The 22397-nt window shown below is 43.0% G+C and carries 20 protein-coding genes and 1 tRNA gene; 11 read left to right on the forward strand and 10 right to left on the reverse strand.

The window, feature by feature from the left end; genetic code table 11:
* The first annotated feature begins 2 nt into the window (after positions 1-2).
* Positions 3-1319 carry a guanine deaminase gene (gene guaD, locus J8L84_RS02945; RefSeq protein ID WP_211069393.1) on the forward strand — a complete coding sequence of 439 codons (1317 nt, stop codon included), beginning with the start codon at positions 3-5 and terminating at the stop codon, positions 1317-1319.
* Positions 1306-2535: a urate hydroxylase PuuD gene (locus J8L84_RS02950; protein ID WP_211069394.1), complete on the forward strand. Its 1230-nt coding sequence runs from the start codon at positions 1306-1308 to the stop codon at positions 2533-2535. Before guaD ends, J8L84_RS02950 begins: the two co-directional genes overlap by 14 nt.
* A gap of 54 nt (positions 2536-2589) precedes the next feature.
* Here the strand turns inward: J8L84_RS02950 and J8L84_RS02955 are convergent, their stop codons facing one another.
* The 3 genes from J8L84_RS02955 to J8L84_RS02965 all read right to left on the reverse strand — a co-directional run bounded on the left by J8L84_RS02955 (position 2590) and on the right by J8L84_RS02965 (position 7967).
* Positions 2590-3951, reverse strand: a complete 1362-nt coding sequence (locus tag J8L84_RS02955; protein ID WP_247670536.1) for a diguanylate cyclase — start codon at positions 3949-3951, stop codon at positions 2590-2592.
* A gap of 421 nt (positions 3952-4372) precedes the next feature.
* The gene (locus J8L84_RS02960) at positions 4373-6043 is read right to left on the reverse strand and encodes a hypothetical protein (protein WP_211069396.1); all 1671 of its coding nucleotides are present in this window, start codon (positions 6041-6043) and stop codon (positions 4373-4375) included.
* Between the two features lie 58 nt (positions 6044-6101).
* Complete coding sequence (locus J8L84_RS02965) at positions 6102-7967, reverse strand: alkaline phosphatase PhoX (protein WP_211069397.1); 1866 nt, start codon at positions 7965-7967, stop codon at positions 6102-6104.
* 373 nt (positions 7968-8340) lie between these two features.
* Between J8L84_RS02965 and J8L84_RS02970 the strand changes: the two genes are divergently transcribed.
* Complete coding sequence (locus J8L84_RS02970) at positions 8341-10260, forward strand: tetratricopeptide repeat-containing diguanylate cyclase (protein WP_211069398.1); 1920 nt, start codon at positions 8341-8343, stop codon at positions 10258-10260.
* 11 nt (positions 10261-10271) lie between these two features.
* Here the strand turns inward: J8L84_RS02970 and J8L84_RS02975 are convergent.
* Positions 10272-10348, reverse strand: a tRNA-Val gene (locus J8L84_RS02975).
* 144 nt (positions 10349-10492) lie between these two features.
* Positions 10493-11575 carry a patatin-like phospholipase family protein gene (locus tag J8L84_RS02980; protein WP_211069399.1) on the reverse strand — a complete coding sequence of 361 codons (1083 nt, stop codon included), beginning with the start codon at positions 11573-11575 and terminating at the stop codon, positions 10493-10495.
* 257 nt (positions 11576-11832) lie between these two features.
* Here J8L84_RS02980 and hmgA point away from each other — a divergent pair, with 257 nt between their 5' ends.
* Positions 11833-13134 carry a homogentisate 1,2-dioxygenase gene (gene hmgA / locus J8L84_RS02985; RefSeq protein ID WP_211069679.1) on the forward strand — a complete coding sequence of 434 codons (1302 nt, stop codon included), beginning with the start codon at positions 11833-11835 and terminating at the stop codon, positions 13132-13134.
* 320 nt (positions 13135-13454) lie between these two features.
* Entirely contained in the window at positions 13455-14528 is a 1074-nt protein-coding gene (gene hppD, locus J8L84_RS02990) for a 4-hydroxyphenylpyruvate dioxygenase (protein WP_211069400.1), read from the forward strand.
* 135 nt (positions 14529-14663) lie between these two features.
* On the opposite strand, the gene J8L84_RS02995 is transcribed toward hppD, so the two are convergent.
* The gene (locus tag J8L84_RS02995; RefSeq protein ID WP_211069401.1) at positions 14664-15029 is read right to left on the reverse strand and encodes a VOC family protein; all 366 of its coding nucleotides are present in this window, start codon (positions 15027-15029) and stop codon (positions 14664-14666) included.
* Positions 15030-15432: 403 nt separating this feature from the next.
* Here J8L84_RS02995 and J8L84_RS03000 point away from each other — a divergent pair, with 403 nt between their 5' ends.
* The 6 genes from J8L84_RS03000 to J8L84_RS03025 all read left to right on the forward strand — a co-directional run bounded on the left by J8L84_RS03000 (position 15433) and on the right by J8L84_RS03025 (position 18814).
* Positions 15433-15822 carry an ACT domain-containing protein gene (locus tag J8L84_RS03000; RefSeq protein WP_211069402.1) on the forward strand — a complete coding sequence of 130 codons (390 nt, stop codon included), beginning with the start codon at positions 15433-15435 and terminating at the stop codon, positions 15820-15822.
* Positions 15822-16325 (forward strand): PTS glucose transporter subunit IIA, encoded by a 504-nt coding sequence (locus J8L84_RS03005; protein ID WP_348771801.1) that lies wholly within the window; start codon positions 15822-15824, stop codon positions 16323-16325. Before J8L84_RS03000 ends, J8L84_RS03005 begins: the two co-directional genes overlap by 1 nt.
* 96 nt (positions 16326-16421) lie before the next feature.
* Positions 16422-16757 (forward strand): ArsC family reductase, encoded by a 336-nt coding sequence (locus J8L84_RS03010; RefSeq protein WP_211069681.1) that lies wholly within the window; start codon positions 16422-16424, stop codon positions 16755-16757.
* Positions 16751-17884 carry a succinyl-diaminopimelate desuccinylase gene (gene dapE, locus J8L84_RS03015; RefSeq protein ID WP_211069403.1) on the forward strand — a complete coding sequence of 378 codons (1134 nt, stop codon included), beginning with the start codon at positions 16751-16753 and terminating at the stop codon, positions 17882-17884. The genes J8L84_RS03010 and dapE overlap by 7 nt, the downstream gene beginning before the upstream one ends.
* Positions 17881-18564: a M15 family metallopeptidase gene (locus J8L84_RS03020; protein WP_211069404.1), complete on the forward strand. Its 684-nt coding sequence runs from the start codon at positions 17881-17883 to the stop codon at positions 18562-18564. Before dapE ends, J8L84_RS03020 begins: the two co-directional genes overlap by 4 nt.
* A gap of 82 nt (positions 18565-18646) precedes the next feature.
* Positions 18647-18814, forward strand: coding sequence for a DUF2897 family protein (locus J8L84_RS03025; protein ID WP_082605049.1), 168 nt, complete (start codon positions 18647-18649; stop codon positions 18812-18814).
* A 130-nt stretch (positions 18815-18944) separates the two neighbouring features.
* On the opposite strand, the gene J8L84_RS03030 is transcribed toward J8L84_RS03025, so the two are convergent.
* From J8L84_RS03030 to J8L84_RS03045, 4 genes are all read right to left on the reverse strand, one after another.
* A complete protein-coding gene (locus J8L84_RS03030) occupies positions 18945-19271 on the reverse strand; it encodes a heavy metal-binding domain-containing protein (protein WP_013784663.1) in 327 nt (108 codons plus the stop codon).
* Between the two features lie 125 nt (positions 19272-19396).
* Positions 19397-19801 carry an HIT domain-containing protein gene (locus J8L84_RS03035; protein ID WP_211069405.1) on the reverse strand — a complete coding sequence of 135 codons (405 nt, stop codon included), beginning with the start codon at positions 19799-19801 and terminating at the stop codon, positions 19397-19399.
* Positions 19794-20831, reverse strand: coding sequence for a succinylglutamate desuccinylase (gene astE, locus J8L84_RS03040; RefSeq protein WP_211069406.1), 1038 nt, complete (start codon positions 20829-20831; stop codon positions 19794-19796). Before astE ends, J8L84_RS03035 begins: the two co-directional genes overlap by 8 nt.
* A 90-nt stretch (positions 20832-20921) precedes the next feature.
* A complete protein-coding gene (locus J8L84_RS03045) occupies positions 20922-22223 on the reverse strand; it encodes a bifunctional diguanylate cyclase/phosphodiesterase (protein ID WP_211069407.1) in 1302 nt (433 codons plus the stop codon).
* Positions 22224-22397 lie beyond the last annotated feature (174 nt).

Consider the following 22397-nt stretch of genomic DNA (forward strand, 5'->3'; position numbering starts at 1 on the left):
TAATGCAGCTTTTTCGTGCGAATATTGCACACTTTCCAACGCCCAGCGCTGCGCCATCTTCCTTTGCACAAGATATTAGTGTTATTCACGATGGTGGTTTAGTAATCGATGGCAAAAAAATTATCGCTACCGGCTCGTTCAAAAGCATGCGTGAACAATACCCCAATGCCGTGTTGCATAATCATAAAGACAGCTGGATTTTACCCGGGCTAATCGACAGCCATTTGCACTATCCGCAAACTGAAAGTATTGCCAGCTATGGCGAACAGCTATTAAGTTGGTTAGAAAACTATACGTTTCCTACCGAAAAGCAGTTTGCAAGCGTGGAGCATGCAGAGAAAATTGCCAAGGTGTTCTTGCAACAGTTATTAAAGAACGGCACAACTACTGGCTTCGTTTTTTCATCGGTGCATCAAAGTTGCTGTAACGCGTTATTTAGCGCCGCCAGCGAAATAGACATGGCGATAGTGGCAGGTAAAGTATGTATGGACAGAAACTGCCCAGCAGACTTGCAAGATTGCCCAGACACCGCACAAAAAGACAGTGCCGTGTTAATCGAAAAATGGCACAACACAGGCAGAAATCGCTACGCCATTACGCCACGATTTGCGCCAACTAGCTCTGAAGCGCAATTAGCGGCTTTAGGTGAACTGGCCACCCAATACAAAGATGTATTTGTGCAAACCCATTTGTCTGAAAATAAAGATGAAATTGCTTGGGTAAAATCCTTATTTCCACATGCTTCTGGTTATTTAGACGTTTATGACAAGTACAACTTGGTGCGTCCGCGTTCTGTTTTTGGCCATGGTATTCACCTTTCCAGTGATGAATGGCAACGGTTAGGTGAAGCAGAGGCTACTTTGGCGTTTTGCCCAACCTCGAATTTATTTTTAGGCAGCGGATTGTTCGATCTGCAAACCGCACGAGCCAATAATGTACATGTGGCATTAGCCACCGATGTAGGCGCGGGTACCAGCTTTAGTATGTTAAAAACCTATGGCGATGCCTATAAGGTTAGCCAGTTGCGCCACGCACCTATCGACCCTATTGAAGGGTTTTACTTAATGACCCAAGGCGCTGCGGTAGCACACAAACTAGATGACGAAATTGGCAATCTTAACGCGGGTTCAGTGGCCGACTTTATTATTGTAGCGCCGCGGTATGATGAACTAATGGAATTACGAATTAAGCCTAATGCTGAATTTGACGATGTCTTTTTTGCGCTTAGTATTTTGGGTGATGATCGCGCTATTGCAGAAACCTGGATAAGCGGTCAATGCTGTTATAATAAGAAGGAAACACACTATGCCATGGCTTGATTGGATAAGCTTATTTGTACGCTGGTTTCACGTTATTGCCGGCGTGGCCTGGATTGGCGCATCGTTTTATTTTGTCTGGTTAGACAATAATTTGCGCACCCCTCCTAAGTGGAAAGAAGATAAAGGTATTAAAGGCGACTTGTGGGCTATACATGGCGGCGGCTTTTATGAAGTAGCCAAATATGCCTATGGCCCAGAAAAAATGCCTGAAACTTTGCACTGGTTTAAATGGGAAGCCTATACCACGTGGCTTTCGGGCTTTGCACTTCTGATTATTGTGTATTACTTTGGCGCTTCAGCGTACTTGATTGACCCTCAAGTTAACGATATGTCGCCTACGATGGCGATATCCTTAGGTCTTGGGCTTATATTTGGTGGCATTGCCATTTACGAATTTGCCTGCAGAAGCCCGCTGGCTAAATACCCTGTCGTATTTGCGTTATGTTTAGTGACACTTATTTGCGTAGTGACCTACCTGTCAACACAATGGTTTAGTGGTCGCGGTGCTTACATTCATGTGGGTGCGTTAATTGGTACCATTATGGTGGGTAACGTGTTTTTCAACATTATGCCAAACCAACGTAAAATGGTAGCTGCGGTACAAGCGAAAGAAAGTATCGACCCTCAATGGGGTGCGGGCGCTAAATTACGTTCGATGCACAATAACTACTTCACCTTGCCGTTATTGTTCATCATGATTTCAAATCATTACCCTATGACCTATCAGCACGAGCAAAACTGGTTGGTACTTATTGCATTGATGGCAGCTGCCGCATGGATACGTCACTTTTTTAACTTGCGTCATGTGGGTAAAACTAAGCCATCAATTTTGGTATCGGGTGCGGTTGCCATGCTGGCTATTGCCCTTTGGGTTTCATGGCCGCAAACGCCAGCCCATGTTGAGGTAACTGGCTCTGACAATGGATCTGTCAATGAAAGTGCGGCTGTGGTTACTGATGAACGTGTGGCAGAGCTTGTGAATACCCATTGTGTAGGGTGTCATTCGCGTACCCCTACTGATGATATATTCAAAGTTGCGCCCCTGGGTGTAGTGCTAGATAGCTGGGAAGATATCACTCGGTATGCACCTCAATTAGTAAGACGCACTACCGTGACCAAAGACATGCCGTTTTTGAATAAAACCGGCATGACAGAGGAAGAGCGGGCTGAAATAGCGGTGTGGTTTAGCACTACGCATGCTAATAAAGACAACTAAATTTTAAAGGGCAATATCATATTACCCGGCCTTACCGATAAATTAGGCTCTTTTTTACACTACCTTTTGAACGCCAGTATTTGTTTTATGCTGGCGTTTTTGTTTATACATTGCTTCATCAGCTGCATCTACCCAGTTTTGTGCAGTCACTATGCTTGAATCCCATGTGTGCCACCCCAAACTAAATGACAAAGATGTTTTAGTCATCGTCTCACTATCACCCTTTTTTGCGCCCTGTTGTTGCTCGCCGTTGTTTGCTAATTCATTGTCAAACTCACCGTCAAATTCTATATCAAATTCAGTTTGCATTAAGCGCTCGTAAAACACCTCTGCATCGGCGTCATCAGAACCGAATAAAAGCACAACGAATTCGTCCCCCCCTAAACGCGCAAAACGATCAGTTTCACGTAGGGTGTTTTTCATAATTTCTGAGAAGCTTACTAATGCTTTATCTCCGGCCTTATGACCAAAGGTGTCATTGATACCTTTAAAGTCGTTAAGGTCTATGAATACAAGCGTTGAGGGTTTCTGGCCGCGGTTCATTCGTTGTATTTCTTTATCTAACTGAATGAACATCTCTCGTCTGTTTGAAATACCGGTGAGTGGATCGGTCTTTGATAGATACTCAAGTTTAGAAATCGCTTCTAATAATGCTTGCTGTTGCTCTTTTTCATGAGAAACATCATCAGCGGTGCCTACCACTAATATCTGTTGATCGTTTTCATCAAACAGTGGCACCCCCCTATCATGAATGTACTTTATCTCTGCATTACTGGTTTTAATACGATATTGTAAATCCCAGCTTTCTAACGGCTTCGCTTTGTACGCCTTTTCCACTAGCAAGCGGTCATCTTCATGCACATAGGACAAAAACGCATCGGGCTTGGCGTGCAGCTCATATTCGTCACGCCCATAAATATTGCGATAACCTTCGTTGATGTAATGAATGCGGGTTAATTCGGGGTTTGCTACCCATACAAAAGTATGTGCAGAAAAGGCGGCTACTATCTTGCTGAACAGCGCCTCTGCTTTATAAAGTTCAGATTCAATGCGCTTTTTATCATCAATGTCTTCAACAACAGAAATAAAATAATCAGGCTCGCCTTGTTCATCACGTACAAGGGTAACCGTTAACTTAGCCCAAACGGAATGACCTTTAGCATGAATGTATTTTTTTTCTATTGTGTAAGTATCTATTTCTCCACGAAGTACTTGATGCAGAAGGTATAAATCCTCTTGAAGATGTGCGGATTCCGTAATACTTTGAAAAGACATTGTGACAAGTGTGGCACTTTCATAACCTAAAAATTCACTTAGCTTACTATTTGCGCGAATAAGATCGCCATGTGGACTAACATGCGCCAATCCCACGCCACACTGCTCAAATGTTTTTTCGAAAATATCCTTTTCTCTCATTAGCCCCGCGCTATCCATTCACTACCTACTTGCCCTATTTTTTCAACCCAAACCTCAAGTGTAGTCAATATTTCTCTGCTGCGACGGAATATAAAGATATTTTCGCCAATTACTCATGTTATAAGCAGCAAGAAACCACTTTAAATAGTGCGTATCTTTTTAACTTTAAAGATTCTGTAAGTGTTTAGCACCAGTGCCTTGCCTACTCATGCCTTACAGGTAGATGTATCAGGTGGGAAATTTCAAAATACTGAAATAACACATACGACCGAGTTATCACCGATTGTGACATTCACAATAGAAAAAGCTCACCAACATATTGTGATGAGCTTGTATTTAACGAAATGCCTTACGCATTGTTAAATTTGAAAGGAAAAATACGGTTAGGCGCTTGTTCTTTATAACGCTGAGTGCCAGAACATTACTGCCCTGCCACTTCATGTGTATCTTTTTCATTCCAATTTAAACGCATATCCCATTTAAAGCGATGCTCTGGCTTCAGCGGAGGTTGTGCAGCATCAATATGACTCAATACGTTGGTGGCTTCTGTGAGTGTAGCATCACGGCCAAACAAGTAGCTTTGCTCTTGTACAATGGTTAAGTACGCTTTGTTTAGCGCTAATGCGCGTTCGGGGCTTGGCGTGATGAGTTCATAAACAGACGCTGCCTTACTTACTTTTTCCGCATTTACCATGCCGTTTTCACTAAACCACTTCGCTAGCATCTCGCCGTTTTGGCGAAATTCATCGCCCCCACCTACCCGTTGCATGTAAGTAAGAAATTCACCTTGCTCTTCGTTAATATTGGGCACATCTTCCATCGCGTGCAGGTTGATATAACCCCAGCCGTTGCTTCCTGGTACTTTGCGGGCAAAGGAAAAGGTTTGATCGAATGTAGAGCCTACGGTTTTGTGACATCCATTACAAAACGCGAGCTCTTGATCATGCTGAGCCCGCAACTCACCTTGCTCATCTTCAATAAAGCCATTAATGGTCCAGCCAAATCCGTTTTCAATGCCCTGCTCACCTAAATAGCGCGTTTGCGGTAGATTTTCGAAATGCTTGTCTTTTGCCTCTGCGTAATAAGCTGACGCTAAACTCTCAAGGCTTCTAAAGCGGTGCTTTTGCATATACCGCACTTCTTTCATGCGTTCAGCGTTGTATATATCGCCGTTCTCATCCACACCAATGTAGCGCACGGTGTGCAAAAACTCGGTGCCTTCCGGGAACAACATATGCGCAAGTTCAACATGATCAGCATCGCCAATGTAATGGGGCTGACGCACCATGGTGGTTACGTGTTCACTTAATGCATTGTCACCGTTTATATCAAGCCCCAGTGTCTTTTCATTAAGTCCGGCTACCGGCAACGTATCAACTTCTTTTAGCGCCATTTCAACGAGGGTTAAGTTCGCTAAGTATACATCACGACTGTATTGCCCTTTATGTTGCTGAAAGGCGTGTGGCAGTCGAATCATAGCATCGCCTGTTGAGCCATTGGTGGGCCAAAAAGTACTGGGGAAAGGCTTGTAGTTATACGATACCCACCCGCTATTGTCTTTCGCGAACCCGTCTTCATCAAATGCAGCAGCACCGGTACTTAAATTTTCGATATGCATATAGCTTGGAATAGTGCTATCGCCTTCAATGGCCGCGGTATAGTTATCTTGGGCTATGTACTCCAAAATGGCATCGTCTTTTATGCCCGCTATTAATTCTCGTCTATCAATAAATAGGTTTTTCCAGCTATTGGTTAGCCCCACCTCTGAGAATTCATAATTGCCTTGAAGTGTGCCATCACCCATTTGATTCGGGCGTTTTTCGGTGCGGTCGTAGCTTTGATGGCACGCATAGCACGGGTTATTTTCACCTTGGGTTTTAGTGTAACACTGAGGTGGAATGACCGACTCAGGGTTATAGACTTCGTTATGCTCTATGTAGGCCAGTGCGGGAATGGTATCCCCTTCTTGGTAAGGGTATGTATTCGTTTGTTCTGCTAACACAGCTTCAACCTGCTGGGCAGGTGAACACGCAAACAATAAAGGCAGCATAGAAGCAGTGAATAAAGGTAGTAATTTAGTTTGTATTTTCATAATAGTAACAACGACAAAATCCGGGCACGATGTGCCCGGATGAATTAAAAGGAAAAACTTACTTATCTGCTGGCTCGTACATCCACAGCGTATTATTTTCCTGGAAACCGTCTTCACCGATAAGAATACGGCCGTCGTTCATCACCACTACGTTATCAGGTTGAGATAGCTGTTCTACATCACAACGCTCTGCACCAGTTAGGCTTGAGCGGTAAGTACCGCCCATAACAACAGGCTCAATGCGAGTAATGTCATAGCCAGCTTCCAGACGTGCACGATACACACCGCCACAATCTTTAACGCGAGCAGAAAGCTGAATATCACCTTCATCATCAACCATGGTGTTATCTAGGTCAGCTATGCCAATATAAAGGTAAGCATTTTCAACCACTTCACCCTCAATAGTATCGGTGCCTTCCACGGCTTCTTCAGCGCGTTTAAGGTTAATTGAAATACCTTCAAGTTTACGCCATTCAGCGGTGGCTCCTTTAGCTCGCGCCGCCGCACGTGATTCTAAGAACGCCACGCGATCGTCCATCGGCTCACCTGCAGTTTGGCTACTACCACCCTCTTCAACAGTAGGGTATGTAGCATCGCCATTTGCCCACGCTTCTACATCGGCCATGGTAATGTAAGAGCTTTGGCCCTCTACATAATCATCTGTGCCAATCCCGTTGTACTCGTCAACCCATGCACGAATCGTCATGTTATCGCCGCTAGCCAGCTCAACCCACTCAACGGCAAAGCCTGTTGTAGCAGGGTCATTTTGACCAACATCTTGCGTTAGCTTGGCGCCGAAAAGGGTACCCGAAGAAAGGTCTTCAGCAGTATCAGCAACAAATTTGAATAACACGCCACCGGTATCATCTTGAGAAAGATAAACGGTTTTTCCATCAGGCATAACCGTTGAGTTTTCATGCTCGTAGCGACCCATTGCTAGGTGCTTAACAATCACTGGCTCATCAGCAAGTGGCTCGGTCACTTCGGCAATGTAACCATAGTTATAAGGATTTGACGCATCAGGCGCAGTCATTTGCCACATACGACCAAGACGCGCTTCTGTTGCTACCGCTTCTGGGTTATTCCAGTTAGGTGATGTGGTTGAATCTACTTCTGAATCTACTACCCATTCTTCAGAGGTTAACGGCGTATTCCACGGTGACATTGAACCGAAACAGTTTGCCGCTGTGCCCCATACTGGCGAGAAATCAAGCATCATGGCTTCGGTAACTTGCCACATGCCAAAGTCGTCTTTTTCAACTTTCATACGGCTCATGCCGCCTGGAAGCTCTTCCCAGTTTGAGAACAAGTAGCCTTCGCCAGTATCAGTAGAAATGAAGCCATTAAAGTCTGGCATATCGTTTTCTAAAACAAGCTCTTCACCATCTAGCGTATAGATGTGACCTAGGCCTTCTGGTAGTTCAGTACCAAAGGTGTCGCCCGTTTGACCAAGTACTTGATATTGACCAATGGCTGAAACCACCACTTCTTTTTCTTCATCAGAAGCAGGTACAGGTGAATTAGGAAGCGTAACCGGTAAGTTATTGAAGTTAGCACCAGCTAATACACCTACCGTGCCAGTATTAATAGGCATAGCGTTAACGTCATTAGTCACTGAGTTAGTGCCCGAAGGATGTTGAACGTTGAAGAAAAGGTCCCCCTCGTCGGTTAAGAAAATACCCGTTACCTCAGCACCAAGAGGAACAGTAGCAATACGGGTTAATGTTCCCGCTGTATCGCCTTCTTCACCTTTATCGCCTTGCTCTCCCTGCTCACCTTGTTCGCCAACAGGGCCTTGCTCGCCAATTGCTCCAGCAACACCATCTTCTCCGTCATCGCCTTCTAATGAACAAGCAGAAATGCCAAATGCAACCGCTAAAGCTAGCGCCGAATATTTTAAATCGCGTAAACGTTCAATTTTCATCAACTATCCTTTTTATAATCGTTAGGTTGAGACGGAACAAATTCATTCATCTCTGAAATGGTCTTAGCGGCGAATATAGTGAGGGAGTTATGTGACTGATAGGTGACACATTATTGACATAAAATTGAAGCTTTCTTGACAGAGTCCTATTGCGCCGTTTTATGTTGTATTTGCAAACAACGAGAAATAATTGCGATGTATTAAAGGCACTGTTGTTTTTATAACGTATGGGAAATAACAACGTTGAAGCTATCATTATCTCTTTGCATCGCTAAATTTGTGTAAAGATGCTGTTGTAAAACATTAAGTTATGACTTTATGAGATGCTATAATTGGAATGCGACGAACGTAACTTGGTCAACGAGTGACATCAATGGATAGAACTATAAATACAATACGCTATAGCAATCGTGCTTGGCTAATAGCGTTAACTTTCACCCTATGGGTTTGCACAGGGAAGTTTAGCCTTGCTCAAGATGGAAACACAAATCCTTTCATTGGTGCGCCAGATTACCAAAATACACAAACGTTGCTCAGTGACTTTAGGCAAAGCAGGCTTGATTACTTAGAAAATGAAGACGCCCTCATAAACGCTTTTACGTTAACTAAAGCGCAAAACTGGGACGCCCTTCATAGAGAAGCTGCGGCGTTGTATTCCGAATTACTTTTTAGACAAGAAAAATACGCAGTCCTAGAGAGCCATTTATCACTTTATCTAGGTGAAACAAACCAACAAGAGCAAACTGACATAGATTTGCTTTTTTTAGAATCGAAATTAAAGACGTTATCTAAAGCTGGAGATCCAGAGCCAGGTAGAGCCCTCGCTAAACAATTAGAAGCACAAATTCCACAGCATACATCAGAAGAAAAAATCATTATTTTTCGGGCATTGGCCTACTACTACACCGACACTGATGTGTTGAGAAAAACCCTTAATGCCGCGTTGGAAGGCCTTGAATTGGCAATAAAAAACGGGGATATCGCATCGCAAGGCTATTTTTACCGAAAAATAGCGGATGCGTATAACTATTTAAGCGAAAAAACCAAAGCCATATACTATGCAAAAAAGGCGGTAGACACCTATGAAAATACCAATGACGGGCTATTTACGGCCAAAGCGCATTGGAGCTTAGGCAATATCCTTCTTGAAGAAGATGACACAGAAGCCGCCTTAGTATATTTAAATAAGGCGTTAGATTATTTCAAAAAAGTAAATATGAGAAAGGGCTTAGCGTTCGCTCAATACTCAATAGCAAGTATTCAATACCTCCAGGCTAACTACGATACCGCACTCACACTAGCAAAAGAAAATATCGAACTTGCTCGCGCGGCGGGGATTGATGATATGCAACTTGCGTCTATGATTTTACTCTCCAACATCTATTTAAAACAGGGCTTTTTAGAAGAAGCCGAACAAGTAAATGACGACGTTTACTCACTCATAGATAAATTTAGTCGCAGCATTTATAAAGCAGAATTTTTGAGCGAACGTTATAAATTAAAGCGAGAGCTCAATCATATTGATGATGCGTTTGATGCCATCGAAAAGAAGCTTTTTTATACCAAAAAGCATTATGAGGCTACGAGTGAAAGCAACATTAAAGCCTTACAAATAAAGTTTGAAGTAAAAGAAAAAGAAGACAAAATTCGTAAGTTAGAATATCAAAAAGATATTAGTAACCTTCAAGCTAAAGAAGAATATCAGCAAAAAATAATATGGCGTCTTAGTGCTACCATTGCGTCTATTTTAGTGCTGGTGGTTTTGCTACTGTTTTATCGACAAGCCTTACAACGTAAAAAATATCATCGTATTGCATCTACTGATTATCTGACGAAGAGTTTTAACCGCAGAGGTATATTGAAAACCGCTGAGGCTAGACTTGCTCAACAAGATATGGCAATTGCCATTGTTGATTTAGATTACTTTAAAAAAATCAACGACGAGTATGGCCACGATGTGGGCGATTTAGTGCTTATAGCATTCGCTAATGCTGCGAAAGACACATTGTCTAACGATGATGAGTTTGGCCGCTATGGTGGTGAAGAATGGTTATTTGTGTTGCATTCTACTGACGAAAAAGTCATTAAAAATACGTTTGAAAAGCTTGCTGCAAACTATCAAAAGTACTGCAATAACTTAGATGCATTTACGAACAATATAAACATGACATTTAGTGTTGGCGTATCTGTTGGTAATAAATCGAATAAAACATTAGATACGCTTATCAAGCGCGCAGACAGTATGCTTTATGAAGCAAAAGAAAACGGTAGAAATCAGGTAATTGTAAATTAAATCAAAAGAAGTGGTGCGACTACCCTGATTCGAACAGGGGACCTCTACCATGTCAAGGTAGCGCTCTAACCAACTGAGCTATAGTCGCAAATGTACTTCGGCAGAACTGCCTTAAGGACGGCGAGCATAATAGCGATGCGCAGTGCGTCCTGCAAGTATATTTTGTGTTTAAGGTGTGCGATTGATTGATTTGCCACCATTTGTTCAAAAAAAATAGGTGTTTCACTCCTATTTAAACGTTCTCGCGCTGCACAAATGGCAACGGCTTGATGTTATCAACAATACTGCCATCACTCGCTATTTTCATGAAGTACTCCCCTAACCTATCGGTTTCTTGCAATACCGTTTGCCAATACTTAATACGGGTAGTGGCATCGAGTTGCTCGAAGTCTTTTCGATCTGGAATTTTACCGTATGGCAGGCTTGCCACGAACTCGGCAGATGGCACCAGCATGACCACATTGTCGTAACTATTTTTATGTGCAACGCGGCGTTTTAAGCCTTTATCGAACCAACCAGGTATTGGTTTGGGGTAAAAATGTGGATACAGCACTAAGCCCTTTTCAGGGCCGAACTCTAGGTCAAAATGATAATCAACAATACCACCATCGCGATACATAGCTTGAGGGGCACCTGCAATATCTCGAATTCCTTCAAGTACAACAGGAATAGCACCGGAAGCTAGCAGTGCATTGTGGATATTTTCGTTGTTTAATTCGTAGTGTTCAGTGGGAAGTTGATAAGGGTCTTTCACTGAAAACTCGGTATTAGGCGAAGAAAAAATACAGCGTGTATAGTATCTACCTAAGTTTTTTCGCGTAACCGCGTTAGCCGCGGCGCTCATGGCAAGACCGGATAACTGCGAAAACTTATGCTCGCGGCGGGTAGCCCCTAAACATTTAGCGACAAAGATGTGTGCTTTAAATCGCTGGTTTGCCAATACTTCCTTTTTACCTTCGCTATCCACCATTTCTTTCACTAGCGCTTCGGCCTTGCGGGTTATTTCCGCAGGCGTAGGCTTATCGCTGTAGGTAGTCGTGGAATAAGAGGTAGCTAGCCGATTAATGGCAGCAAGTGGGTCATCTTGTACTGCACAGATAGCCCTGAAAGCACCGGCCGATGAACCTATAACATGTATTTGATGGTCGACATTTTTAAACCACTCTGGAAAGAGTACTCTGTCTAATCCTGCCAATGAAAACCATTTTGGACCGCCTGAAGCGCCGAGAAAATAACTGAATAATTCGGGGTGAAAGCCTTGTTGCTTAATGGTATTCATTGCCCCATTGCCGGCATAAATTTCTAGCGGTGCCACGTGTTGTCTCTATTATCATGTTTGCGCCTAATTTATCAGTAAAAGCCGTAAAATCAATGGGCCGTCCATCACCTTTATGAAACCACTACTATAAGTGAGCGCTTATGTAGGAAGTTGCCGCCTGTGTAAACAAATCATCACACATCGCCATTTCACTGAAATCCTATCGGCACCACGCAATTGATTTACTTATTATTAATATTTACGCTACATAAATAGTCGCGTTAAGCATCAGTAGTATTTGAAAGGTGGGTATGGTGAATCAACTAACTTATTTGTCGGGTTTTAATAATGAGCATGAAACTGAAGCCTTACCTAATGCATTGCCAAATGGGCAATTTAGCCCGCAGAAAGTCAATTATAAACTCTATGCCGAGCAGTTCAGTTCCAGTGCTTTTACCGCGCCTAGAGCCGAAAACAGACGTACTTGGACTTATCGCATACGGCCTTCTGTTGCCATGGGCGATTTTTCACCTTATAAAAACATGCAGCTTAAAACTGGGCCTGAAATCAATTCGCCATGCCCTCCCAATGTGATGCGTTGGAACCCCTTACCCTTGCCCGATGAAAGTAGCAGCATAGATTTTATTGAAGGTTTAGTCACCATAGCTACAAATGGCGATGCGAAACACCAAACCGGAATGGGCATTCACTGCTACAGTGCGAACTCGGCGATGGGAAATAAGGTATTTTACTCATCAGACGGTGAGATGTTGTTCGTGCCACAGCATGGAAACATGGAAGTAAAAACTGAGTTTGGCAAGTTACACCTATCCGCGGGTGAAATTATGGTGATCCCTCGAGGGGTGCGTTTCAGCATTACTCCTATCGATGACGCAATTCGAGGGTATATTTGTGAAAACTACGGCCAGTCATTTGTTTTACCAGAACGAGGCCCGGTAGGTGCGAATGGATTTGCTAATCAAAGAGACTTTTTATACCCCACTGCGTGGTTCGAGGATGTCGACACGCCCCATGTTATTATCAACAAGTTTTGTGGGCACTTATACGAAGCACCACTTTCACATTCCCCCTTTGATGTGGTGGCTTGGGTAGGTAATTCAGCGCCTTACAAGTATGATCTTAAGCGCTTCAATGTGATCAATACCGTCAGCTATGACCACCCTGATCCTTCCATATTTACGGTACTCACTTCGCCATCTGAATTAGCAGGGACTGCTAACGTTGATTTTGTCATTTTTCCGCCTCGTTGGATGGTGGCTGATAACACTTTCCGCCCGCCTTACTTCCATAGAAACGTGATGAGTGAGTTTATGGGCTTAATAGAAGGCAGTTACGATGCTAAAGAAAAAGGGTTCATGCCTGGCGGTATGAGTTTGCATAATTGCTTTACCCCACATGGCCCCGAAGCCTCTGTGTTCGAAGCGGCATCAAATGCCGAGTTAGCTCCCCATAAATACGAAAATACACTGGCGTTTATGTTTGAATCTCGCTTTCCCATCGCCCCCACTGAGTTTGCACTGAGTACCCCGCTTCGCCAAACCGACTATATCGATTGTTGGAAGGGGATAACCAAGCATTTCGACGGTAAAATATAGGCGCAGAGCTGTTGGGTGTTTTCATTAAATGTACCTAAAAATGAACATCAGCCCAACAGCATCAAATAAAAACAAACCAATTAAATACAGCAACTTAATTATTTAACGAGGGATTCAAATTGCCTTTTATCGCAACTGAAAACTAATCGTTACACTGAATATACAACAGCACCTCGCGTCATGTTTTAACAGTCTATTGCCCTTATATTTACCTCGCCATTACAATCAAATCTTCTATTTATATCCGCCTTTGCATGGGTTCAATAACAAAAACGACTTAACTAACGCAAAGGCTCTGACTTCAGTAAGCGAGAAAGAAAATGGCAGACGTATTTGAAAATCCAATTGGGTTAGATGGTTTTGAGTTTTTAGAATTTACCGCGCCGAAAAAAGGTTTATTGGAGCCTATGTTTGAAGCTATGGGGTTCACCCGAGTAGCAAGGCACAAATCAAAAGATGTAGAGCTGTGGCGCCAAGGCGATATTAACCTTTTAAGTAATTATGAAAAAAACTGTCACGCTTCCTACTATGCCGAAGAGCACGGCCCTTCAGCGTGTGGCATGGCCTTTCGTGTTAAAGACTCTCAGCACGCGTACTCTGAAGTACTAAAGCGTGGCGCACAGCCAATGGACACCCACACAGGTCCTATGGAACTGAAATTGCCAGCAATTAGAGGCATTGGTGGTGCGATGCTTTATTTAATTGATCGCTATCAAGGCGAAAACACCATTTATGACATCGATTTCACCTGGATTGAAGGTGTAGACAGACATCCCATAGGTTGTGGTTTCCATACGCTAGATCACCTTACCCACAATGTGTATCGCGGGCGAATGAACCATTGGGCAAAATTCTACGAATCGTTATTTAACTTTCGCGAAATTCGCTACTTTGACATTAAGGGTGAGTACACTGGGCTACTGTCAAAAGCCATGACTGCGCCTGATGGAAAAATTCGTATTCCACTCAATGAAGAAGCGGTTGGCGGTGGCGGTCAAATTGAAGAATTCTTAATGCAATATAATGGTGAAGGTATTCAGCATATTGCCTTTGCTTGTGACGACCTTATAAGCTGCTTAGATAAACTAAAGGCAAAGGGCATGAAGTTTATGACGCCGCCACCTGATACCTACTACGACATGTTAGAGGAACGGTTACCCGGTCACGGTGAGCCTGTTGGCGAATTCAAACAGCGAGGTATTCTGCTAGACGGTACCACTGAGGGCGAGTCTCCTCGTTTGTTACTGCAAATTTTCTCAGAAACGGTTTTTGGCCCAGTATTTTTCGAGTTTATTCAGCGCAAAGAAGATGATGGATTTGGCGAAGGCAACTTTAAAGCGTTATTTGAATCGATTGAACGGGATCAGGTAAATCGCGGTGTGTTAAGTAAGTAGTAGCCCAACGCTTCCTTACCGATTTACATATAATGGCGTTAGTGGTGTCAGCCCCCTTAGCTACAGGCTGACACCATCCTGTATATTCTTACAATATCTTTATTTTATTCCTGCGCGATCCTTGCCATACGTTTATCAATCTGCGCCTTGTTCATAAAGCGCACAATACGCCCCTGATGGGTCTTTGATAATGCAAAAACGTGAAGTGCCATGGTGACGAATGTCTCCAATTTGTTCCCCACCAGCGCTTTTAGATGCGGCTAATGCTGCGTCTAATTCGGCTACCGTGAAATACGGCACCCAACCACCAGGAATATTGCTATTGCAGCCTCGCTTATGACATATGCCACCAGCAGGGATACCATCTTCTTTCATCATGACATAATCGTTGTAGCCACCCATGTCGAAGGCTTCTTTTTTCCACCCCATTACATTGACGTAAAAATCAGCTAATTGGTCAGCGTCATCGGTGGTGATATCCATCCATAAACTATCGCTCATTTCATTCCCCTTTTGAGGTTTTGTGCTCTAAGACTAGCGAGCCAGTATTTTTACTTATTATTCATTGATAGTTGCACACTCATTGATAATAAACCACGTAGTGATCGCGTTTATTACGTTGGATAAAAGATAGCAGTGTCAAGACAAGAAATTGCAAAATAAGCAGAACAATTTTTAAATATGTATAGACAGAGGCTGTGGAAAATGCTTGTGAATAGGTAAATGTTATCCACTGGCTATTGTTTGTACAGTTTATTTTATTGTTTAAATTCATGCAGTTAAACAAAAGCCCCAAACTACTCAACAAACTTATCCACAGATTAAGTGGATAACACGTAGCACTTAACCACAGATAGTGTTTTAATGTGGATACTTTGATTGAAACCTTTTTTTCCGGTTATTCATGCCAAAACAAACACTCGCTGTACGCCCCCAACAATTTACGATCCACAGCCTAGATGGTGACAGTGCCATTCCTGCAAATGTACTTCAAAGCCCACTATTTTTCTTGGGCAAAACAGAAGATGAACTGTCTATTGTTATCCCTTCAAACCTAGATGTAGATTCACTTGATTCTGACGAAGGCTGGCGAGCACTTGAACTGCTCGGGCCGTTGCATTTATCTATGGTAGGTATTATGGCGCAGATAGGCGCGGTGCTTGCCGCAGTAAAAGTCTCTATCTTTGTTGTATCAACTTTCGAAACCGACTTTTTCCTTGTGAAAGATAATAAACTTGCTGATGCAACTAAGGCATTAAAAAATGCAGGCTATACGGTTCTTGAGGGCAAGTAGTGTTGATAGAAAAGCAACTCACCGCGCCTCCTGAGCAATTTAAAAAAGCCATTCCTATTGCATCACCGGTTTCAGGACAATGTGTTTTACTGCAACACGTTAATGATGACTTAATAAATGTTGGTGCATGGGGGCCGGGTTTAGCGCTTGTTACTGCTTCAAGTAAAGTGGTATCCCCCTTTAATGCAACTGTAATGAAAATAGATCCCCTCGACTATTCAATTGAAATTAAATCTTCTTTTGGGCTTAAATGTCGAATCAAATATGGCTTACACACCCAAATGCTGTGCGGGGCGCAGTTTTTAACTCCGTTAAAACAAGGCCAGCAGATTAAAGCCGGTGCGATGTTATTTAGTGTAAATTCTGCGTGGCTAAAACAACAAGGCGTGGAAAATATTTGTATAATGACCCTATTAAATGCCAAAGCCTTGTTAGGTGTTCTACCTACGCATCAAAAATTTGTTGATGCGGGTAGCGACACACTGTTAACCCTGTATATTTAGGCAAATTCGAACCCTTTTTGAAAATGTATAATAACGCGCTTATTATGCACCTATTCTAACTTCACGCTGTAACGGAGTATCCTTTTGAGTACAACAATGTATGGCATCGCAAATTGCGACACGATTAAAAAAGCTAAGAAATGGTTAGCTGAGAACAACATCGAATTTACTTTTCACGACTATAGAAAAGACGGCATAGACGCTGAATTTCTCGCCGACGCTGAAGCCAACCTTGGCTATGAAGTGATGTTGAACAAACGTGGGACTACCTTTCGCCAACTTGATGACAGTGATAAAACAGATATCACCCGCGAAAAAGCGTTAGCCTTGTTACTGGAACACCCTGCGATGGTGAAGCGTCCTATTTTAAATCATAACGGCACGTTTCACATTGGCTTTAAACCTGCGCAGTATGAGGAAATATTTTGTTAAACGATAACGTAATAGACATTGCTAAAAACTTAATGAACAGGCGTTCGGTTACCCCTGAAGATGAGGGCTGCCAAGAAGCCATGAAAGACTTCTTAGGTACCTTAGGATTTAACAATGAAACCATGGTGTTTGACGATACCACCAACCTTTGGTCTCGTCGTGGTACCGAAGGCCCAGTTTTTTGCTTTGCTGGTCACACCGACGTGGTGCCTAGTGGCCCAGAGAGCGCATGGAAAACTCCGCCTTTTACGGCTACTGAAGTAGATGGCTATTTACATGGCCGTGGTGCTGCCGATATGAAGGGTAGCTTAGCGGCAATGTTAGTGGCAACCCGCCAATTTGTAGCCGATTATCCCGATCATAAAGGAAGTATTGCCTACCTTATTACTAGTGACGAAGAAGGGCCGTTTATTAACGGTACTACACGTGTCATTGATACCCTTGAAGCGCGCAATGAGAAAATTACTTGGTGCTTAGTGGGCGAACCATCTTCTACGGATGAAGTGGGCGATATTGTCAAAAATGGCCGTCGTGGATCATTAACTGGCGATCTCACTGTTAAAGGTATTCAAGGTCATGTTGCTTACCCACATTTAGCTAAAAACCCGGTTCATTGTGCTACTCCGGCATTAACTGAATTAGCGCAATCTCATTGGGATAATGGCAACGAGTTTTTCCCCCCCACCAGCTTTCAAATTTCAAACATTAATGGCGGTACAGGTGCAGGTAATGTTATTCCTGGCGAACTTCATGTGTGCTTTAACTTTCGGTTTTCAACCGAAGTAACAGATCAAGAACTGATTAAGCGTGTTACGACTATTTTAGATAAACACGAACTTGATTACGACATAAAGTGGACGTTTAACGGCCAGCCTTTTTTGACTGACTCGGGCCCACTATTAACTGCCACTGAAAAAGCGATTGCCGATGTACGTGGTAAACCCACTATTTTGTCTACCGCAGGCGGCACATCTGATGGCCGCTTTATTGCGCCGACGGGCGCGCAGGTTATCGAACTAGGGCCAGTAAACGCCACCATTCATAAAATAGATGAATGCGTGAAAATGAGCGACTTAGAGTCTTTAAGCGACATGTATTACGGTATTTTGGTTAATCTGCTCGCATGAACCCCGCTATCTGGCTAGGGCAAGACAATCCTCACCTTGTTGATGCAGGAAATGGACATTCCTTGCATGCTAACGTGCTACCCCCCTTTGTTAATATGCAACAAGCTGCCCGTGATGATGGTATAGATTTATGTTTAGTGAGCAGCTTTCGTCAGTTTGATAAACAGTGCGCTATTTGGAATAGAAAATGGCGCGGCGAAGCGGCGCTATTGGATAGCAAGGGTACCGCATTAAACCCGAATACGTTATCGGACGTAGAAAAACTACATGCAATACTGATGTGGTCAGCGTTGCCTGGCGGTAGTCGTCATCACTGGGGTAGTGATTTTGATGTTTATGACAAGCACGCGGTTGAACAATGGGACGGTAAATTTTCATTGGTTGACAGTGAATACCGTGAAGGTGGGCCTTGCTTTGCACTGGCTAAGTGGCTTGAAGCGAACATGCGCACTTTTGGCTTCTTCCGCCCGTTTAGTGAAAACAAAGGAGGCGTGGCGTGTGAGCTTTGGCATCTGAGTCATCAGGGCGTTGCCACTGAATTTGAACAAGCGCTTTCCCTAGCAGCACTGACTAATGCTATTGAATGCAGCATCATTGAAGGTAAAGCCGTTGTGCTTGAGCATATTGAAGAGATTTACTTTCGCTATGTGTTAAATCGTGGCATGGCGTGGGAGGAATAAGCTCATACATAGCTGCAAACACATCACTGTGTGTAGAAGCGCGTACAAGAAGTTTAAGTAAGAATAACTAATGGAGACAGGGATGAATACGCTTTGGGTCGTCATTATTATCGTTATTGTATTGGGCGTGGTCGTTGGCAATATTACGCTGTTAAAATACAGTGCTAAATTTAAATTCCCAACGCCGCTTAAAAAGAACGACGATAAGCAAAAGAAAAATGGGTTTGAAGATGAAGAGGACGACTGGTAAAACAGTCGCCCTGCTGAAAAGTGCCCCATATTCAATTTTCGTACACTGGACTTGAACTAGAGTTTGGGCTCGAACTCGGATCTGGGCTAAAACGAATCAGAACGTAGAATCGTTTTAGCCTAACGGCTTCTTATAGCGGCGACGTTTTTACTGCAGTACCGCTAATACTCACCATCAACATACTGCCCTTATCCCCGATAACTTGGTAATCAAGATCTATTCCCACAACCGCATTTGCTCCCATGCTACGAGCCTCATGTTCAAGTTCCGTAAACGCCAGTTTTCTCGCTCGGGTTAACTCTTCTTCATAAGAACCAGAACGACCACCTACAATATCGCGAATAGAGGCAAATAAATCTTTGACTATGTTAGCGCCCATTACGGCTTCGCCAACCACAATGCCATAGTAGGCTTCAATCTTTTGGCCTTCTAAAGTAGGCGTAGTTGAAATTATCATGGGTTGCTCCTTGCTGAGTTATTATGAAAATTGCGTTTATATTTTGGTCTTTTAGTAGACCATGAATTATTCACAGAAGTGCTAGCCACCTAGCACACAATTGACCTGTACACGGTTACCCTAGCCTATTTAGATAATGCCTGTTTCAGCGCATCAACCAATTCAGTCGCTTTATCGTCAGGGTAAGCCACAACAGCTTGCGCGCCCCAAATTGGCTTTGGCCATGCGATATCACTTTTATACCTTGCAACATGGTGAATGTGCAACTGACTCACCACATTACCAAGCGCCGCTATATTTAATTTATCAGGTGAAAACTGAGTTTGTAATAAACGACTTACCTGTGCTGATTCTTTTAAAAATTGCTGCTGTTGCTCGTCTGATAATTCAATGATTTCAGTTACCCCATCTACACGAGGCACTAATATTAACCATGGAAACTGGCTATCATTCATGAGTAATACCCGACAAAGGGGCAAATCGTGAATGAAAATCGTATCAGACTCTAGCCTTGCATCTAACTTAAACACTGAGTTTCTCCAACTTTGTGGGTACCACTGTTAATAAAGCGCGTTGCCCTATTGCCACATTCGCATTAGGAAACACTATCGCTTCTCCGTCTTGCTGTGCAGTGTAGGTAGCACCAGTTTCAGTAGCTAATATTGTGCCTTTCGCATAATCCGTAAAATTAGGCGTATCGTCATCGAAATGCAACGTAAAATCGTCTTGATGGCGATTGATAACTTGATTCACCCGATAAATATCTAGCGAGTCTATATCAACCTCGGGTCTAAAGTCATCGTTACAAATAAGTGCAGTAATGGATTGTTTTGCTGCTTCAAAACGGCTCATGTCGTTTTGACCAAATGGCTGCACTTTACCTAATTCAACGGTAAAGGCATGCGCTTGATGCTGCACAGAAGAAGAGTAACTAAACGTTGTGGTCGCTGACTCAGATAACAAGATAGTTTGAATACCGCAGGCGGCTAAAAAACCAAGCTGGCTTTTACTGTGCGCTTTGCCATGTAAATACGGATACACCGCAAACTTTTCATTTTTAGACTCTCGAATAGCCGTATGTAAGTCGTAGTGATATTTCTCGTCGCCAGGACGTGCCACAGCAAAGAAATCGGTTATCGCATCTTCTAGCGCTTTAGCCCGTTTGCGCTCGTTATTGTTACAACCTTCACCTTTAGAGTGTGCACCATTAAACAACCGGTTCATGTTTTCTTCTACAAACCTTTCGGCAATATCCATAGCGGGTAAGTTACCAAACAGAAAAAGTACCCGATGGCTAAGCGCTATTTTACCGGTAAAAATATGCTGTACCAGCTCGTCGCATATTTCGATAGGGGCGGTTTCATTTCCATGAACCCCGCTAGATAACACAACGTGTTTATTTACCGACGTTTTTGCACGTGGCGTAAAGGCGATAATACCCGGCACGGTAATAGCAACGTCAGTACCATTGTCTAATGAAAATTGAATTGGAGAGGTAAATAACTCAGGTTGAGTTCTAGACAAAGAAAGAAAATTCCCTTGTTCGATAAGTTGCTGCATACATAAACCAATAATAGCTTGAATAGCACTAGTTTAGCGATTTGGTCAGGCTAATGCACGTATTGCCACAGTTAGCAGAAGGTATTTTATTTACGCTCGTAAAGGAGAGTTACCGACAATAATTTCTTGCTGCGCCAACTCAATAAAATCATTCAATGGAATGGCTTTTGAAAACAAATAACCCTGCCCTATGGTTACACCTACCTCTCGAAGAATGTGTAGTTGAGCAATAGTTTCCACGCCCTCGGCGATTACATCGCAGTTCTTGGCTTTTCCGATGACTTTGGCAGCTTCGATAATGGCTCGATTTACAGGATGTTTAGCTAATTCTATGACAAACGTTTTGTCTATTTTAAGGGCACTTAAATCAAGATCGCGTATATAAGCTAAGTTTGAATATCCCTTACCAAAATCATCTACTGAAATAGCGACCCCTAACGCTCGTAACTCATCGAGCTGCTTTTTCACCATAAGTGAATTAGACAAGGCCACGTCTTCCGTTAATTCTAACTCTATGCGTGTAAGCGGCATGGCGTACGATTTACTGAGCATCTTTAACGAGGGGATCAGATGATTATCATACAATTGAGTAGGCGAAATATTAACGGATAAGGTTAGCGATAAACGGTGAAAATCAAAATCAACTAAGCTTCTAAACGCTTGCTCTAACGTCCAATAGCCCAGCTCATTCATCATGTTATACGACTCTGCCGCTTCAATAAGTGGGCCTGGAAATAACACACCGTCTAACGGATGATTCCAGCGAAGTAGGCACTCTGCGCCAATGACTTCAAGGGTTTGCAAATTTACTTTAGGCTGATAGTAAAGCTCTAATTCATTTTGCGACAAAGCGCGTTTCAAATCGGCTTTTAATGCAAGGCTTCGACCTGTGTCTGTTGTATCTTGCATACTGTACAGACAGAAATTTTCGTACTTATTTTCTTTAGCTTGCTTTAATGCAGCCTCTCCGCGAGATACAAATGCTGTAATTTCGAAGGCTTGGCTATCTGATGTCACTACACCTACATTAAAATCGGCAATGAATGCATGGCCGTCGTGATGCATGGGGGTTTTGAAATGTTCTACCAACCGTTCGAACATGTCGCGCATTTGGCTGGGACTGCGCATACCAGGAAACGCAATACCGAACACATCACCGCTTATTCTTCCTAGGCCAATATCTGCACCAAATAGGGAATGAATACGATTAGCAATTTCTAGCAGAAATCTATCGCCAATATTAATCCCCAAACTGGTCGTGACATCTGAAAAACGGACCACATCTACCAGCATTAGTGATAACGACGGATGTAATACACCACACTTCGAAATGGTATCGATAAACGCAAATCGATTGGGAAGTGTAGCCAGCGACTTATGATGTTGGCTCATGACAGATTCCTTGCACTAAACGGCGGCTAGGTACTAAAAATTGGCAAATGGTAGTTCAACATGACTTATCACTAAGCGCAACGGCCGCTAAGTATATAAGTCCATACTTAATTATAAATCGTAGGCCTTTTTTCTTATGATCTGACTACGTATTGATTTTAATTTGTTTTTTTC

Origin of the sequence: Alteromonas sp. MMG017 (assembly GCF_018100795.1) — a bacterium.
Classification (GTDB): Bacteria; Pseudomonadota; Gammaproteobacteria; order Enterobacterales; family Alteromonadaceae; genus Alteromonas.

Coding starts and splice junctions, on each gene's coding strand:
- guaD (WP_211069393.1), top strand. CDS start 3: ATGCAGCTTTTTCGTGCGAATATTGCACACTTTCCAACGCCCAGCGCT.
- J8L84_RS02950 (WP_211069394.1), top strand. CDS start 1,306: ATGCCATGGCTTGATTGGATAAGCTTATTTGTACGCTGGTTTCACGTT.
- J8L84_RS02955 (WP_247670536.1), bottom strand. CDS start 3,951: ATGAGAGAAAAGGATATTTTCGAAAAAACATTTGAGCAGTGTGGCGTG.
- J8L84_RS02960 (WP_211069396.1), bottom strand. CDS start 6,043: ATGAAAATACAAACTAAATTACTACCTTTATTCACTGCTTCTATGCTG.
- J8L84_RS02965 (WP_211069397.1), bottom strand. CDS start 7,967: ATGAAAATTGAACGTTTACGCGATTTAAAATATTCGGCGCTAGCTTTA.
- J8L84_RS02970 (WP_211069398.1), top strand. CDS start 8,341: ATGGATAGAACTATAAATACAATACGCTATAGCAATCGTGCTTGGCTA.
- hppD (WP_211069400.1), top strand. CDS start 13,455: ATGGCAGACGTATTTGAAAATCCAATTGGGTTAGATGGTTTTGAGTTT.
- J8L84_RS02995 (WP_211069401.1), bottom strand. CDS start 15,029: ATGAGCGATAGTTTATGGATGGATATCACCACCGATGACGCTGACCAA.
- J8L84_RS03000 (WP_211069402.1), top strand. CDS start 15,433: ATGCCAAAACAAACACTCGCTGTACGCCCCCAACAATTTACGATCCAC.
- J8L84_RS03010 (WP_211069681.1), top strand. CDS start 16,422: ATGTATGGCATCGCAAATTGCGACACGATTAAAAAAGCTAAGAAATGG.
- J8L84_RS03020 (WP_211069404.1), top strand. CDS start 17,881: ATGAACCCCGCTATCTGGCTAGGGCAAGACAATCCTCACCTTGTTGAT.
- J8L84_RS03025 (WP_082605049.1), top strand. CDS start 18,647: ATGAATACGCTTTGGGTCGTCATTATTATCGTTATTGTATTGGGCGTG.
- J8L84_RS03030 (WP_013784663.1), bottom strand. CDS start 19,271: ATGATAATTTCAACTACGCCTACTTTAGAAGGCCAAAAGATTGAAGCC.
- astE (WP_211069406.1), bottom strand. CDS start 20,831: ATGCAGCAACTTATCGAACAAGGGAATTTTCTTTCTTTGTCTAGAACT.
- J8L84_RS03045 (WP_211069407.1), bottom strand. CDS start 22,223: ATGAGCCAACATCATAAGTCGCTGGCTACACTTCCCAATCGATTTGCG.